The 12,974-nt window shown below is 60.3% G+C and carries 15 protein-coding genes; 4 read left to right on the forward strand and 11 right to left on the reverse strand.

Going from position 1 to position 12,974, the window contains the following annotated elements; all coding sequences use genetic code 11:
* Positions 1–5: 5 nt before the first annotated feature.
* From EDE09_RS15660 to EDE09_RS15680, 5 genes are all read right to left on the reverse strand, one after another.
* Complete coding sequence (locus tag EDE09_RS15660; protein ID WP_105370818.1) at positions 6–1,535, reverse strand: tripartite tricarboxylate transporter permease; 1,530 nt, start codon at positions 1,533–1,535, stop codon at positions 6–8.
* On the reverse strand, positions 1,535–1,972 hold the full coding sequence (locus EDE09_RS15665) for a tripartite tricarboxylate transporter TctB family protein (protein ID WP_105370819.1): 438 nt from the start codon (positions 1,970–1,972) through the stop codon (positions 1,535–1,537). The genes EDE09_RS15660 and EDE09_RS15665 overlap by 1 nt, the downstream gene beginning before the upstream one ends.
* Positions 1,973–1,983: 11 nt before the next feature.
* Positions 1,984–2,979, reverse strand: a complete 996-nt coding sequence (locus EDE09_RS15670; RefSeq protein WP_112800771.1) for a tripartite tricarboxylate transporter substrate-binding protein — start codon at positions 2,977–2,979, stop codon at positions 1,984–1,986.
* Between the two features lie 61 nt (positions 2,980–3,040).
* On the reverse strand, positions 3,041–4,462 hold the full coding sequence (locus EDE09_RS15675) for a sensor histidine kinase (RefSeq protein WP_132411548.1): 1,422 nt from the start codon (positions 4,460–4,462) through the stop codon (positions 3,041–3,043).
* Positions 4,459–5,130: a response regulator gene (locus EDE09_RS15680; protein ID WP_132411550.1), complete on the reverse strand. Its 672-nt coding sequence runs from the start codon at positions 5,128–5,130 to the stop codon at positions 4,459–4,461. Before EDE09_RS15680 ends, EDE09_RS15675 begins: the two co-directional genes overlap by 4 nt.
* Positions 5,131–5,493: 363 nt before the next feature.
* On the opposite strand from EDE09_RS15680, the gene EDE09_RS15685 reads away from it, so the two are divergent.
* A complete protein-coding gene (locus EDE09_RS15685; protein WP_105370823.1) occupies positions 5,494–6,120 on the forward strand; it encodes a class I SAM-dependent methyltransferase in 627 nt (208 codons plus the stop codon).
* A 240-nt stretch (positions 6,121–6,360) separates the two neighbouring features.
* Here EDE09_RS15685 and EDE09_RS15690 read toward each other — a convergent pair whose 3' ends face one another.
* Positions 6,361–6,861 carry an SRPBCC domain-containing protein gene (locus EDE09_RS15690; protein WP_132411552.1) on the reverse strand — a complete coding sequence of 167 codons (501 nt, stop codon included), beginning with the start codon at positions 6,859–6,861 and terminating at the stop codon, positions 6,361–6,363.
* Positions 6,862–7,273: 412 nt separating this feature from the next.
* Between EDE09_RS15690 and arr the strand changes: the two genes are divergently transcribed.
* The 3 genes from arr to EDE09_RS15705 all read left to right on the forward strand — a co-directional run bounded on the left by arr (position 7,274) and on the right by EDE09_RS15705 (position 8,905).
* Positions 7,274–7,654 carry an NAD(+)--rifampin ADP-ribosyltransferase gene (gene arr / locus EDE09_RS15695; protein WP_281033658.1) on the forward strand — a complete coding sequence of 127 codons (381 nt, stop codon included), beginning with the start codon at positions 7,274–7,276 and terminating at the stop codon, positions 7,652–7,654.
* 724 nt (positions 7,655–8,378) lie between these two features.
* On the forward strand, positions 8,379–8,729 hold the full coding sequence (locus EDE09_RS15700; RefSeq protein ID WP_132411554.1) for a hypothetical protein: 351 nt from the start codon (positions 8,379–8,381) through the stop codon (positions 8,727–8,729).
* Positions 8,702–8,905, forward strand: coding sequence for a dehydrogenase (locus EDE09_RS15705; RefSeq protein WP_105370829.1), 204 nt, complete (start codon positions 8,702–8,704; stop codon positions 8,903–8,905). Before EDE09_RS15700 ends, EDE09_RS15705 begins: the two co-directional genes overlap by 28 nt.
* Before the next feature lie 207 nt (positions 8,906–9,112).
* On the opposite strand, the gene EDE09_RS15710 is transcribed toward EDE09_RS15705, so the two are convergent.
* The 5 genes from EDE09_RS15710 to EDE09_RS15730 are packed head-to-tail and all read right to left on the reverse strand — an operon-like array spanning position 9,113 to position 12,959.
* The gene (locus EDE09_RS15710; protein ID WP_132411556.1) at positions 9,113–10,039 is read right to left on the reverse strand and encodes a cation:proton antiporter; all 927 of its coding nucleotides are present in this window, start codon (positions 10,037–10,039) and stop codon (positions 9,113–9,115) included.
* Positions 10,036–10,977: a 3-hydroxyacyl-CoA dehydrogenase NAD-binding domain-containing protein gene (locus tag EDE09_RS15715; protein ID WP_207914856.1), complete on the reverse strand. Its 942-nt coding sequence runs from the start codon at positions 10,975–10,977 to the stop codon at positions 10,036–10,038. The genes EDE09_RS15710 and EDE09_RS15715 overlap by 4 nt, the downstream gene beginning before the upstream one ends.
* A 27-nt stretch (positions 10,978–11,004) precedes the next feature.
* Positions 11,005–11,184, reverse strand: coding sequence for a hypothetical protein (locus EDE09_RS15720; RefSeq protein WP_132411560.1), 180 nt, complete (start codon positions 11,182–11,184; stop codon positions 11,005–11,007).
* Positions 11,185–11,214: 30 nt separating this feature from the next.
* The gene (locus EDE09_RS15725) at positions 11,215–12,150 is read right to left on the reverse strand and encodes a 3-keto-5-aminohexanoate cleavage protein (RefSeq protein ID WP_105370831.1); all 936 of its coding nucleotides are present in this window, start codon (positions 12,148–12,150) and stop codon (positions 11,215–11,217) included.
* A 20-nt stretch (positions 12,151–12,170) separates the two neighbouring features.
* Positions 12,171–12,959, reverse strand: a complete 789-nt coding sequence (locus EDE09_RS15730; RefSeq protein WP_105370832.1) for an SDR family oxidoreductase — start codon at positions 12,957–12,959, stop codon at positions 12,171–12,173.
* Positions 12,960–12,974 lie beyond the last annotated feature (15 nt).

Consider the following 12,974-nt stretch of genomic DNA (forward strand, 5'->3'; position numbering starts at 1 on the left):
TGCGGTCAATCCACCTGCAGTGCTGTCTTGTGCCGCCACTTCGCGAAGCGCGGAAGAAGGAGGGGGATAATGAGGACGGCGGCAGCCATGATCCACAGCGTAATCGAGATCGGGCTCGACCATAGGATGGCCACATCTCCGGCAGAGAGCGATAGCGCTCGCCTCAGGCTCTGCTCCAGTATCTTACCGAGCACGAGGCCGAGGATGAGCGGTGCCATGGGCACGCCGAGACGGCGCAGGAGGTAACCGCCGACACCAAGGCCGACCATGAGGACGAGATCGAATGTCGTCGATTTGCCCGAGTAGACCCCGATCGCGCTCACGACGACAATGAACGGCACCAGGACCCAAGCCGGGACGGACAGCATCCTGGCGAACACGCCGACAAGCGGGATGTTGATCGCCAAAAGGATGAAGTTGCCAATGAACAGCGAGGCGATGAGACCCCAGACCAGATCAGGCTGCGAGCGGAAGAGCGCGGGACCGGGTGTCAGGTTGTAGAGCGTCAGGACGCCCAGCATGATCGCCGTCGTCCCGGAGCTTGGAATGCCCAGCGTCAGCATCGGGATGAAGTTGGAGTTGGAAGCGCTGTTGTTTGCCGCCTCGACCGAAGCGAGCCCGCGCACATCTCCCTCTCCGAAACGGCTCCCTTCCGGATCGCTCTTTTCGACAACACGTTTCTCGGTGGTGTAGGCGAGCGCAGAAGCCACGGTCCCACCCGCGCCCGGAAGAATGCCGACGAAGAACCCGATTATCGAGCCACGCAGCGTCGCCATGTTCGTGAAGCGCATCTCCTGACGGTTGAATAGCGAGCGCCCGAACTGCTCGATGCGGACGGCTGCTCCACCATGCTTGGCGTCCAGCATGATCAGCAACTCGCTGATCGCGAAGAGGCCGATCACGACAGTGGCGAACTGAACGCCGTCCACCAGATTCGGCGAGCCAAACGTGTAGCGGTAGACACCCGAGTTCGCATCGATGCCGATCGTGGAGATCGCGAGCCCGAGCCCGATCGCGAGCATCGCCTTCACGGGCTGGTCCGTGAGAAGGCCCGTAAGACACGCGAAGGCGAAGACCATGAGCGCGACATACTCCACGGGTCCGAATGCCAAGGCCCATTTCGCCAAAACCGGGGCCGCAAGGACAATCCCCAAGGTCGCAATGGCCGACCCGACGAACGAGGTCCAGGCGGACAGGGAGAGGGCAATCCCTGCTTTCCCTTGGCGTGCGAGCGGATAGCCTTCCAGAGCGGTCATCACTGCAGACGCTTCGCCCGGCACGTTCAGCAGGATGGCGCTGATGCGACCGCCGTATTCGGAGCCGATATAGATGGCCGCCATCAGGATCAGCGAGCCTTCCGGCGGCAGTCCCAGCGCGAACACGACTGGAACCAGCATGGCAACGGCGTTGATGGGCCCAAGACCCGGTAAGACACCGACCATCGTCCCGACGACGGCTCCAAGCGCAGCCAGGAGCAGGTTTGTCGGAGCAAGAGCGACTCCGAATCCGTGTAACAGGTAGTTGAACGAATCCATCAGACGATCCCTCCGAATGGACCCACCGGAAGAACGACCTCCAGAACTCGGTCGAAGAGCAGGTAGGAAGAGACCGCGAGCACGACACCCGTTACCGCACCCTGCCACCACTTAGCGCCGAAGATCATCGCGATCGGGACCATGAAGATTGTCGTCGCGATTACGAAGCCGAGCGGCTGGAAGAGCAGCGCATAGCCAACGAGACAGCCACATAAAGCTGCGAGCGCTCCGATAGGCCCCGCTGATTCGGAGGACGGTTCTCCGGGCCTCAGCACCAAGATGACGCCGCACAGCGCGATCATGCCTGCAGCTATGAGCGGAAACGCTCGGGGCCCAACAGGTTCGTAGGCGAAGGGTGCTTGAAGCGCGTATCCGAACACGAGCATCATTGCTGCGACCGCGATTGCGGTCGCTCCCAGGAGGCGGTCGGTTTTCATGATGTGAGGCCTTATTTGGTCGTGGCGAGACCGAAGTCAGCGGCGAGCTTCTTGTATGACGCCACCTGTTTTTCCACGAACGCCTTCGTCTCCTCGCCCGTCATGGGAAGCGGGAAGAGGTTGCGCTTCTGAAGTTCCGCGGCGTAGTCGGGAGACTGCATCGTCTTGGCGAAAGCATCAGCCCACCACTTGTAGTCCGCGTCGCTGACTTCAGGTCCGACATAGAACCCGCGGACGATGGGCCACTTGATGTCAAATCCCTGTTCGGTGGCCGTCGGCACCTGGGACAGCTTGCCTGGGAGCCTCTGCTCCGAGAAGATCGCAAGAAGCCTCAGCGGCGCGCCACCATCAATTGCTGCCTGGCTGTCACCCACGTCGTTCATGCAGACATGGACGTGTCCGCCCTGAAGTGCGGTTGCGCAATCCCCGCCGCCCTCGAACGCCACAAAGCGCATGGCTTTGTAGTCGATGCCTGCCGCACGCGCTGCCATCGCGGCCTTCATCCAGTCCTGGCTGCCTATCGTGCCACCGGCTCCGATGATGACAGACTTCGGGTCTTTTTTGATGGCGGCCATCAGGTCCGTCAGCGACTTGTATTCGCTGCTGTCCTGGACGACGACAGCGCCGTAGTCGGTGCCGACGCTGGCGACCCAGCGAACGTCTTTTTCAGAATATGCCCCGAACTTGCCCTGGGCGAGGTTCAGGAGCGATCCGGCGGAGAATGCCACGACGACATTTGGTTCGGCACGGCGCTGTCCGACGATCGCGTTGTAGGCAACCGCGCCAATGCCGCCCGGCATGTACGAGACGCGCATCGGGGACTTGATCGCGCCCGACTGCTGAAGCGTCGCCTGGGCGAGCTTGCAGGTGATGTCGAAACCTCCGCCCGGCTGCGCTGGTGCGATGCATTCTGGATTCTTCGGCTCTGCTTGCGCGAAAGTCGGGGCAACGGAAACGGCTGTGATAGAAATAGCGGCGGCGAGCGCGGCGCGAGATGCAATTGTCATAGATGATCCTCCAGATGACGAACGCAGACCTCCTATCTGCGAAGCTCGCCATATATCCGCCTCAAGCTTTCAACTGGCTTTCAGTTGCCAAAGGCAGGCGGAGCGAGACGACAAGGCCTCTGCGGTCCGACCTGTTCCTCACCTGCATCGACCCGCCGCTGGCGCGGGCGACGGTTAGCGCGATCGCCAGCCCGAGACCGCTCCCGCTCGTAGCCTTTTGACCGCTGCGGAAGCGCATACCGGCGTAGGCGAGTTCCTCCTCTTCCATTCCCGGACCTTCGTCCATTACCTCGACGACAGCCGCGGCGTCTTCTCGCCAAAGCGTCACCGTCACGAGGCTGGTTTCAGGGGCGTATTTGATCGAGTTGTCCAGGATGTTCATCATCGCTTCCTGAAGGAAGCCCTCGTTGGCGCGGACGATCAGCCTCTGACCGGAAGACTCGACGATGCAGTCCATCTGGCGGCTACGTATACGCGGCCACAGCATGCGGACGACTTCTGCGACCGACTCGGCGACGTCGATAGAAGCTTGGGGGTATGTCTCCGTGCCTTGTGACGTCCGCGCCTTGGCAAGCGCAAGAAGCTGGTTTGTCGTGCGGATTGAGCGATCCAGCACGAGTTTGGACGACTGCAGCGCAGTACGGACCTCATCGGGGTTCGACTGGTGCAGCGCGTAGTCGATCTGGGTGCGTAGGATCGTCATCGGCGTCCTGAGTTGATGTGAAGCGTCATCAAGAAATCGCCGCTGTTGTTGGGCTTGCTCTACGTTTCTGGCCATCAAACGGTTCATCGCCTCGACTGCCGGCCGAACCTCCTTGGGCAGATCAGCGACCTCGAGAGGTTTCAACTCGTCAGGCTCCCGAGCGTCGATGGCTTCCCGCAGCCTGTTCAGTGGCTTCAGCGCCATGTAGACGCCGACGCCTATCAACGTACCAAGGACCGCAACAACGAGGACGTCGCGCAGGATGGCGCGCATCATCAACTCGTTCTGGAAGGTGGTGCGCGACAGCTTCGTTTCGGCGACCTGGATCGTGATCTGAGTCCCCTCAGGTCTAGCAGGATCGAGCGGACGAGAGAGCGCTCCAACCCGGATGACTTCGCCAAAGTAGTCGCCGTCATGGAAACGGAGCTGACCCGGTTCAAGGTTCGGCGTCTCCGGTAAAAGCACGTCCCCGATCTGCACCAGCCCATCGCTCGTGGAGACGTTGAAGTAGACCTTGCCCTGTGCCGTGAGCTGGAAGAACTCGAAGAGGTTATAGGGAAGCTCGACCCCGACCCCACCGCTTTCCGTGGAGATGTTGGCGTCGATCGCCCTAACGGCTCCGGCGAGAGACCGGTCGTAGGCGCTGTCGGCCATCTCCTGGACGGTCGTCGCGCTGAACCAGAGCGTCGACGCCATCGCAAGGACGATTGCCGGAACAATCCAAACCCCAAGGGTGACCGCTAGAGGACGTCCGGGGTTAGAGGTGCTCGTGGCGCTCATGTCGCGCCCGCTTCAAGCACGTAGCCAAGGCCACGAAGCGTCCTGATTTGGACGGAGTGAGAGAGCTTTTTCCTAAGACGGTGAGCGATGACCTCGATTGCCTCGAGGTGGATGTCGGCGTCGTAGGAGAACATCCTGTCGACGATCTTCTGCTTCGACATCGGCTCTCCCGCGTGCTGTAGGAGGATGCGCAGGAGCGAGTGCTCGCGAGGCGAAAGGTCCAGCGGGTCGCCGTTCAACGTAAAGCGCTGCTCGGCGGAATAGTAGGTCAGCTCACCACAGGAGAACGTTCCTGCATTTCGCCCATGGACCCGACGCACCAGCGCCACTAGCCTTGCCTCCAACTCCTCAATCGCGAACGGCTTGGCCAGGAAGTCGTCCGCACCTTCATGCAGCGTCCCAATCCTTTCAGGTAAAGTGTCGCGAGCAGTCAGGACGAGTGCAGGTGTCGTGTCTCCGCGGCTGCGCATGGCCGAAAGGACTGCGCGTCCGTCCATCTTCGGCAGCCCGAGGTCCAGGATGACCGCGTCGAATTCCTCTTGCCGTAATCGTTGATCCGCCAGTGCGCCGTCATCAGCCCATTCGATCATGTAGGCATATCGTTGCTTCAGGGCCTTGATCAGCCACTGCGCGAGCTCTGCGTCGTCTTCGACCAAAAGAAGTTTCAAGCGTATGGTCCCGGTTTATCACTAATCATCTGTAGCCTGAAAACACGCTTGCTGAAAAATGGAAACCGGAACACCACGAGGAGAGTAAGGTGGCATGACCGCAATTGGCGCACCGGGGGATGCCAAGTCGCAGCGAGCGATGTCTGCTTTCAGGTGCGCGCCGGGACGACTTTTATGATTGAGATGAGGGCGCATTGCCGCCCGGCAGCATGGAATTCGGTCGGTGGTGCTTCTGGATCGCGTTACTGATAATCTCGGGAGCAATTCGCCCGCGATGGCATGAACTGACGAAGTGCGGAAGTCGCAACCGACTGATGGGCCTTTCGCCTATCGGGCCGGTTGTCTTGAAGGAGGAGGGCCACGATGAGCACAGACAGGGATACCGTGCGGTCCTATGATGCGGTCGCAGCCGAGTATGCTGCCGAGGCGGCGGCGATGCCCGAATGGGTGGCGACTGAGATTGATGTGTTCGTGACCGCGCTGGGTGGCTCGGGAAGAGTGCTGGAGATCGGAAGCGGGGGCGGGCGAGATGCACTGGCGCTTGAGAAGCGGGGGATTAGCGTCCGGCGCACCGACATTTCGAAGGGTTTCGTCGAATTGCTTCGCGCGAGCGGCTACGAGGCCGATCTGTTGGACCCGCTGATCGACGATCTGGCCGACCCGCAGCGTCCCGGCGCGCCGTATGACGGGATCTGGGCCTGCGCTTGCCTGATTCACGTCGCGCGCGAGGATTTCGGCACGGTGCTTGGACGGCTTGCCGAGGCAACCAGGAGCGGCGGCCGGCTGCACGCATCGGTGAGAGAGGGCGACGGCGAGGATGTATCCACACACGGCCGCGATGCAGCGATGCGGCACTATGTCGAGACCTACTGGCGAGAGCCTTCCCTGCGATCCGCGATCAGGGACGCCGGCTGGATCGTCAGCGATATACGGCGGTGCATGGGAAGGCCGGACGATTGGTGGCTGAGCGTTCAGGCGAGCCGAGCGTAGTACACAGATCGGCGGGAATGGCCGGTTGTGGCGCGACTGCAAATTTTAGGGTGGTCGCCTAAATGTCTGCTTCGGGGCGACGGCCAAGATCGCCTCTATGGCAGTTAAGGCGATTTGGAGACGGCCTCAGGCCCCTGCGGGTGATGAAGCCCACCTTGAGCAGGCATCGCCGGCAGGAACAGTCGTTAGAAGAGGTCGCTGAGGGAGGTCGGTGTATAGAGGCAGGTTTCCCGACCCGCGCTACCTTTCAGAGCTGAAAAGCAATCTTTCAAGCTGGTCCAATTGTTCCGGCAATGCGGCCGCACTGCCCTGCAGTGCATCCTCGAGCGCTTCCGTTGACGGGTAGATTTCACGGAAGGTCAGCAGCGTCGTCCCGCCCTGATCTTCGAAAGTCACGGTCGTGACTGCGCCCTCAGCCCCTTCATCATTGGTCCAGACAATGCGCTCATTTGTCACGACCTCGAGATACCTGCCGTAGAAGGCCATCGTTCCCGAGCCGCCGGCCCCGAATTCCAGCCGATATTTGCCGCCGGTACGGACGTCCATGTCGCACGACACGAGCGAGACACCGGGTGCCGACTTGGGCACCCACCAGCGTTGGAAGCGCACGGGCTGGCTCCACGCCCTGAACACCGTGCTCGGCGGCGCATTGATTATCCGTGTCACAACGAGTTCGCGGTCTCCTCTACGCTCGACCGACGTGCGGTTTTGGGCACCATCTATATTATTCATATGCTCCATCTGGTTTCTCCTCGATCGGCGGACGAGCCTTTTTCTGGCCGCTCGTGATGATGACGTTCGGCGGAGACGGAATCCGACACGCCGATGCGAAAAAATCGGCATTGCAAGGCGACGTTCTTCAGGGTTCTATGACTGCCCCAATCAGGATTTCCGAGTCGACGTCATGTCTGCTTCCGGGCGTCTGGATGCCGTCGAAACCTATCTTGATTGACGTCTGTTTTCGGGAAAATGCCGCGGCAGGCCCTACGACAGATATGGGCGCGCTGAGCGACAGAAGCGGAATTCTTCACGGCGCTTTATAACCACATTGCGGATGGTGGCGCCGCTTAGCGAACTGACTACAAGCAGATCGCAAAATAAGGACAGTCACGATGACCACAGCGCCGGACGACGGGCCCTTCTTTCATGCACAATCGCGGATTTGAGCATGGGCGACTTCCTCACCGCGGGATACCCCTCGAACTATCGTCCCGAAGTGGTGATGAACCATATCTACTTCACTGCCATGGTGGACGGCGCCGGGCTCGCCGCTGAAATCGCGGCTGAACTCAACGGAGGCGGCGCAGTCCCGCGTGTGTACATCGTAGAGCCGGCTGGAACATTCGAGGACGACCCGAACGTGACTGACAAGAAATTTCCCGGCAACCCCACGCGGTCGTATCGTAGCAGCGCACCACTCAAGGTTATCGGCGAAATCACCCAGTGGACGCGATTGACGCCTGAGGCACTACAAATGTGGAGAGAGCGACTAACCTCGCTGCGCCCGGACCAACGGGGCGGGATCATCAACTGACGCGAGGCAACACGCATTGCCTGCTGATTCCGAGCTTTGCTGCTTAAAGAAAGATTAGGTCTTTTCGCCCGCGCTGTACAGACAGGTCCGGTAAGCAGAAATGCAGTTCAGAGGAAAACGCGCAACCGGTCAACGGCCGACATGCGGGCGCAAGACAGCCTCGGATCCTCGAAAGCAAAGCCCGGGTTGTAGCAAGATCGCGAATAGTGGCAAAAGGAAGAGGCGCATGTGCTTCTGGAATCAACGGTGATTTGCAACTAATCGGATTGCACATCCACGTTAGTGGTTGCTACCAGACTTAACCGCGATGCGCGCGCTTGGACGGCCTCAACAAGGCTGAAGGAGAATCCTCATTGACTCCTTGGCCAACAAGAACATAATGAGAACATATGGGCCGCGATGAAGGCGGTCATCCATAGATTGTCAACAGATATATAACGCGCTTCGGGGCGATGGAGAAATCATGTCCAAACTTGATAGGGCTCTAAAATGATCCGGTTTGCACCCGCCTCTGAGCCTGTGGAAGCAGAACCGGTCAGTGCTCCGCTCGCGGCGATCAAACCGGTCGAGAGGCCTCCCGTACTGGAGCTAAGCGAACCGGTCGCTGCGCCTCGGCGGCAAGTTGCGAAACCGCGCGCGAGCAAGAAAAAGCCGGCGCCGCCCGCTGAAGGCGCGCCGCAATTGGCTCTGGATCCTTAGCCGGTCGAAGACGAGAGGAGCAATCATGCCCATGGAAATCGATGATGGAACCCGGCACCTCGGCGCACCGATCTGCGCTGCCTGTGGCGGTGGATTGAAGTACGACGGCGGAAATCCGTCACGGGAAGACATCGTGACTTGCGACAACCCGAAATGTGGGAGAAGCGCGACCTATGCCGAAGTCTCGGAGGACTGCGAGGCTTGGTATGCGGAACACATGGACGTCCACATGCAGCAGATGGCGCTGGGAGGAATGACCGCCGCGGTGCCGGCGAGCTGGAAGCCTCGGCGAAAGTACCAGTTTGTCATGAAAATCGTAGGTGTCGGAAAGGAGGAGGATTTCGCGTCATGCAATCCAGTCCGGCTGAACTACTGAGCGAACAACCTGAAACGGACGTCGAGGTGGTACTGGCTTGGCACGACGGTGACGCAAGGGCTGCGATCGAGACCTTGCTTGAGGACTGCCGGCACCTGCGCCAGCAACTGGCTTTGACGGAAGCATCGAGCAGCGCGGGGTTTACCCGTGGCTGGCGACCGACATACGAGCGTTAATCGGTGCCAAGCGTCGAATAGAAGGGGCATTCGCACCCCTATCGGGAAAACCAGATGCCTCGGTTGATGCCATGGCACCTGAGGGCAGTGGTTTTCCGCGCGCACATTGGCGGCTGCAGCGCAATCCTCGTCAACCCCTTGGTTGCAAGAAGAGCCTCTTGGGATCTGCGAAGCATTGTCGACTTATGTCTCTGAAGTCGTCTCTGATTAGCCGGGCCGCTGCAGTCCTGACGGAGGTATGCCCTCGGCATCGGGGTCTCGGCCTTGGCTGCGGTCGAGCTGCCGCATGGTCGGGGTTACGGTCAGTCCGTGGAAGAGGACTGATAGGAGCACCACCAAGCCAACGATGGCCCAAAGGCGCTCCCCGCCTTCGATGGGCATATTGTTAAGGCCATAGGCGAGGTAGCAGAACGAGCCAACGCCGCGAATGCCGAAGAAGGAGAGCGTCAGCTTCTCTCTCCATGCCGTCTCCAACCCAAGTAAGCCGATCCATCCCGCTACCGGCCGAATAACTAGAAGGACGATGACTGAGACCATAACATCCATGAACCGAAGTGGCGCAAGCAAGCCATTGACCAGTGCTCCACCAAAGAGCACGAGCAAAATCATCATCGCGAGGCGCTCGATCTGCTCGGTTACGTCGTGCATCTCACGATGAAAATCGTGCTCCCTATGAGAATGACGGATCGTAAGCGCGGTGATGAAGACTGCCAAGAAGCCGTAACACTCAATCATTTCTGTGAGGCCGTAGGACACGAATGTGGCAGCGATGGCAATTAAGCCGTCGCCCGTCTGAGCTAGCTTCGTATCAGCCGGAATCAGAAAGGTGAGCCAGCCGAAGATGCAGCCGATCAGCCAGCCGCCCAACACGCCGGCACCGACTTCCCACAAAACATTATGTGCGATCCAGGTTCCCAACCAAGGCTCGCCATCGGCAGCTGAGAGGCTGATTGCAATGGCGAGATTCACGAAGGGAAAAGCTAACCCATCGTTCAATCCCGCCTCAGATGTAAGGCCAAATCGAACCTCATCTTCCTGCCCGCTCTTGGGGGGCCCGACCTGAACGTCGGCGGCAAGAACCGGATCGGTCGGTGCTAAGCTGGCACCAACGAACGCCGGCTGAGGGCCAATCAACGCAGATGACCTTTCTGTTGCCGCATCGCCAGTATCCGGCGCAGCCTTGCGTCACGTTCCCGAACCGAGGCCTCCACCGGGACGTTCTCGTATCCAAGTTCCACGGCCGTCGTCACTCGCTTTTGCAGAGCCTCATCTAGCATTGGCGTCCCGAGTTCGCGCCAGAGCTTGTCCTGCATCGGTGTGAACATGTCCCAGAACCCCTGCATACCTCGGTCGCCGCCCGCGAGACGGTAGGTGAGCAACGGCCCCATCAAGGCCCACCGCAGACCGGGTCCCTCGATGACGGCCCGGTCGATGTCCTCGGCCGAGGCGACCCCACTGTCGAGCAGGTGGATTGCCTCGCGGAAGATGGCTGCCTGCAGCCGGTTAGCGACGTGCCCGTAGATTTCCTTCTTCAGCCGAATCGTCGTCTTGCCCAGGCGTTTGTAAAATCGCTCGGCCTTCTCGAGTGCAGTTTCCTCCGTCATTGCCCCGCCGACGACTTCGACCAGCGGAACCAGATGCGGCGGGTTGAAGGGGTGACCAAGCACCACCCGTTCTGGATGGGCGCAGGCACTCTGCATGTCGCTGACAGAAATTGCGGATGAACTGGACGCGATTACCACCCCCGGAGAGGTTGCAGCATCGATCCGGCTCATCAGCTCGATCTTCTCTTCCACTCCTTCGATCGCGCTTTCCTGCACAAAGTCTGTTCCTCGGCATGCCTCGGAGAGATCTGCGGCAAACGTCAGGGAGCCACGCATCTTCTTTTCAAGCAAGGTGTCGGGAAGAGAAGACCAGCATCGCTCTATTGCGAGCTCCAGCTCGTTTTGAGCTCCTTCGCGAATGTCGGTCGCGACGACATCCAGCCCGTGAGCCAAAAAAAGGCACGTCCAGCTGGCGCCGATGAGTCCAGTCCCCACCACGGTCACCGTTGTGATGTCTTCGGTGTTCAAGGCAATGCTCCTGCTCTGGCCGTCAATTCAAGCCGGTCGTTCGGTCAGGCCGATTTCCCCAAGACAGAAGGAAATCTCGCTGCTCTCTCCGTTGCAGCGACGGGCAAAATCGACCGTGCAGATGAAGCCAGCCGCCTTGTCGAAAACCCTTCGAATGCCGAGCGACCGAGATATCACCGCTTGTCGCCGCGCGACCGTCCAAGTCATTCCACATAGGTCGTCTCCCTTCTGCTGCGGCTAGAACTGCACACTGTCGCCCCCCTTCAAGGCGAGCATCTCGCGGGCATCAGCCGGAGTGGCGATCTCCAGCCCCAGTCCCTCGAGGACCTGCCGGATGCGGCGCACCTGGACAGCATTGGAGGTTGCGAGTTTCCCCGGACCGTCCCAAAGGGAATCCTCCAGCCCGACGCGAACATTGCCGCCCATGGCAGCCGCCATCGTCGTGACGGGAAGCTGATGGCGCCCGGCCCCCAGCACGGACCAGACATAGTCATCTCCAAACAGCCGGTCGGCCGTGCGCTTCATGTGCGAAACATCATCCGGATGGGTGCCGATGCCCCCAAGGATGCCGAACACCGTCTGGATGAACAGCGGACCCCTGACCAGCCCCCGGTCGCGGAAATGCGCTAGATTGTAGAGGTGGCTGGTGTCATAGCATTCGAACTCGAAGCGCGTGCCGTTACCGCCGCAATTCTCCAGTATGTGCTCGATATCCTTGAACGTGTTCCTGAACACGGTGTCGCGGGTCTTCTCCAGATATGCCGGCTCCCAGTCGTGCTGGAAGTTTTCGTAGCGGCCGAGCATGGGGTAGAGACCGAAGTTCATCGATCCCATGTTGAGAGACGCGACTTCGGGAGCAAACCTCAGTGCCGGCTGCAGGCGCTCTTCCACGGTCATGGTGGGGCTTCCGCCGGTGGTCAGATTCAACACCGCGTCTGTCGCCTGCTTGATCCGTGGCAGGAAGCGCGCGAAGGCTTGAGGATCTTGGGTCGGCCGGCCATCTTCCGGGTTACGGGCATGCAAGTGCAGGATCGCCGCACCCGCCTCGGCCGCTTCTATGGCATTTGCGGCGATCTGGTCCGGGGTGACAGGCAAGTGCGCAGACATGCTCGGCGTGTGGATACCGCCTGTGATGGCACAGGTGATGATGACCTTGCGGGATGATCGAGCCATAGTCTTTTCCTTCCTTGATCTCAGATGTTCTCGACGTTGCCGCAGACGCTGATGGCTTGTCCGGAAATATTGGCGCCACCGGGCGAGGCTAGAAAGAGCGCCATGGCGGCGACATCCTCCGGCTCGACCATGCGGCGCAGCGAGATGTTGGAGAGATACTGCGCCTCCATCTCCTCGTAGCTGAGACCGGAGGCTGCGGCGCGCTCGCGAATGACGTTTTCGATGCGAGCACCCCGCACGATGCCCGGCAAAATGGCGTTCACCCGGATGCCGTCCGGACCCATCTCCTTCGCCAGGCTCTGGGTCAGCCCGACAATGCCCCATTTCGCAGCCGAATAGGGGGTACGAAGTGCATAACCCAACCGCCCCGCTACGGATGAAATGTTGATGATCGACCCGGCGTCGCTGGCGCGCAGCAGCGGTGCAGCCCGCCGCACCACCAGGAACTGGCCCATCAGGTCGATATCGAGGGTGCGGCGGATGTCGTTGACGGATAGCTCGTCGATCGCGCCGGTCGGTCCAGCAATGCCGGCGTTGTTGATCAGCACATCCAAATCGCCGAGCTTCGCCGCGGTCGCGACCAGAAGCGCGTCGACCTGGGCCTCGTCAGAGATGTCGGCTTTTAGGACGGCGACCTCCGGATGATCTTGCGCAAAACATCGAAGAGCCTCTTCGTCGACGTCACAAATCAGCACCTTCGCCTCGGCTTCCAGGAAGCCGCGGGCGATCGCGGCGCCGATGCCGGAAGCACCGGCAGTCACCAGAACCCGAAGACCGGGGCGCGGGCTCATCCGCTTGATCATGTTCATTTGCTGTCCACTTAC

It is taken from the genome of Neorhizobium sp. S3-V5DH, from assembly GCF_004343065.1.
Classification (GTDB): Bacteria; Pseudomonadota; Alphaproteobacteria; order Rhizobiales; family Rhizobiaceae; genus Neorhizobium; species Neorhizobium huautlense.

Coding starts and splice junctions, on each gene's coding strand:
- EDE09_RS15660 (WP_105370818.1), bottom strand. CDS start 1,535: ATGGATTCGTTCAACTACCTGTTACACGGATTCGGAGTCGCTCTTGCT.
- EDE09_RS15665 (WP_105370819.1), bottom strand. CDS start 1,972: ATGAAAACCGACCGCCTCCTGGGAGCGACCGCAATCGCGGTCGCAGCA.
- EDE09_RS15670 (WP_112800771.1), bottom strand. CDS start 2,979: ATGACAATTGCATCTCGCGCCGCGCTCGCCGCCGCTATTTCTATCACA.
- EDE09_RS15675 (WP_132411548.1), bottom strand. CDS start 4,462: ATGAGCGCCACGAGCACCTCTAACCCCGGACGTCCTCTAGCGGTCACC.
- EDE09_RS15685 (WP_105370823.1), top strand. CDS start 5,494: ATGAGCACAGACAGGGATACCGTGCGGTCCTATGATGCGGTCGCAGCC.
- EDE09_RS15690 (WP_132411552.1), bottom strand. CDS start 6,861: ATGGAGCATATGAATAATATAGATGGTGCCCAAAACCGCACGTCGGTC.
- EDE09_RS15700 (WP_132411554.1), top strand. CDS start 8,379: ATGCCCATGGAAATCGATGATGGAACCCGGCACCTCGGCGCACCGATC.
- EDE09_RS15705 (WP_105370829.1), top strand. CDS start 8,702: ATGCAATCCAGTCCGGCTGAACTACTGAGCGAACAACCTGAAACGGAC.
- EDE09_RS15720 (WP_132411560.1), bottom strand. CDS start 11,184: ATGACTTGGACGGTCGCGCGGCGACAAGCGGTGATATCTCGGTCGCTC.
- EDE09_RS15725 (WP_105370831.1), bottom strand. CDS start 12,150: ATGGCTCGATCATCCCGCAAGGTCATCATCACCTGTGCCATCACAGGC.
- EDE09_RS15730 (WP_105370832.1), bottom strand. CDS start 12,959: ATGAACATGATCAAGCGGATGAGCCCGCGCCCCGGTCTTCGGGTTCTG.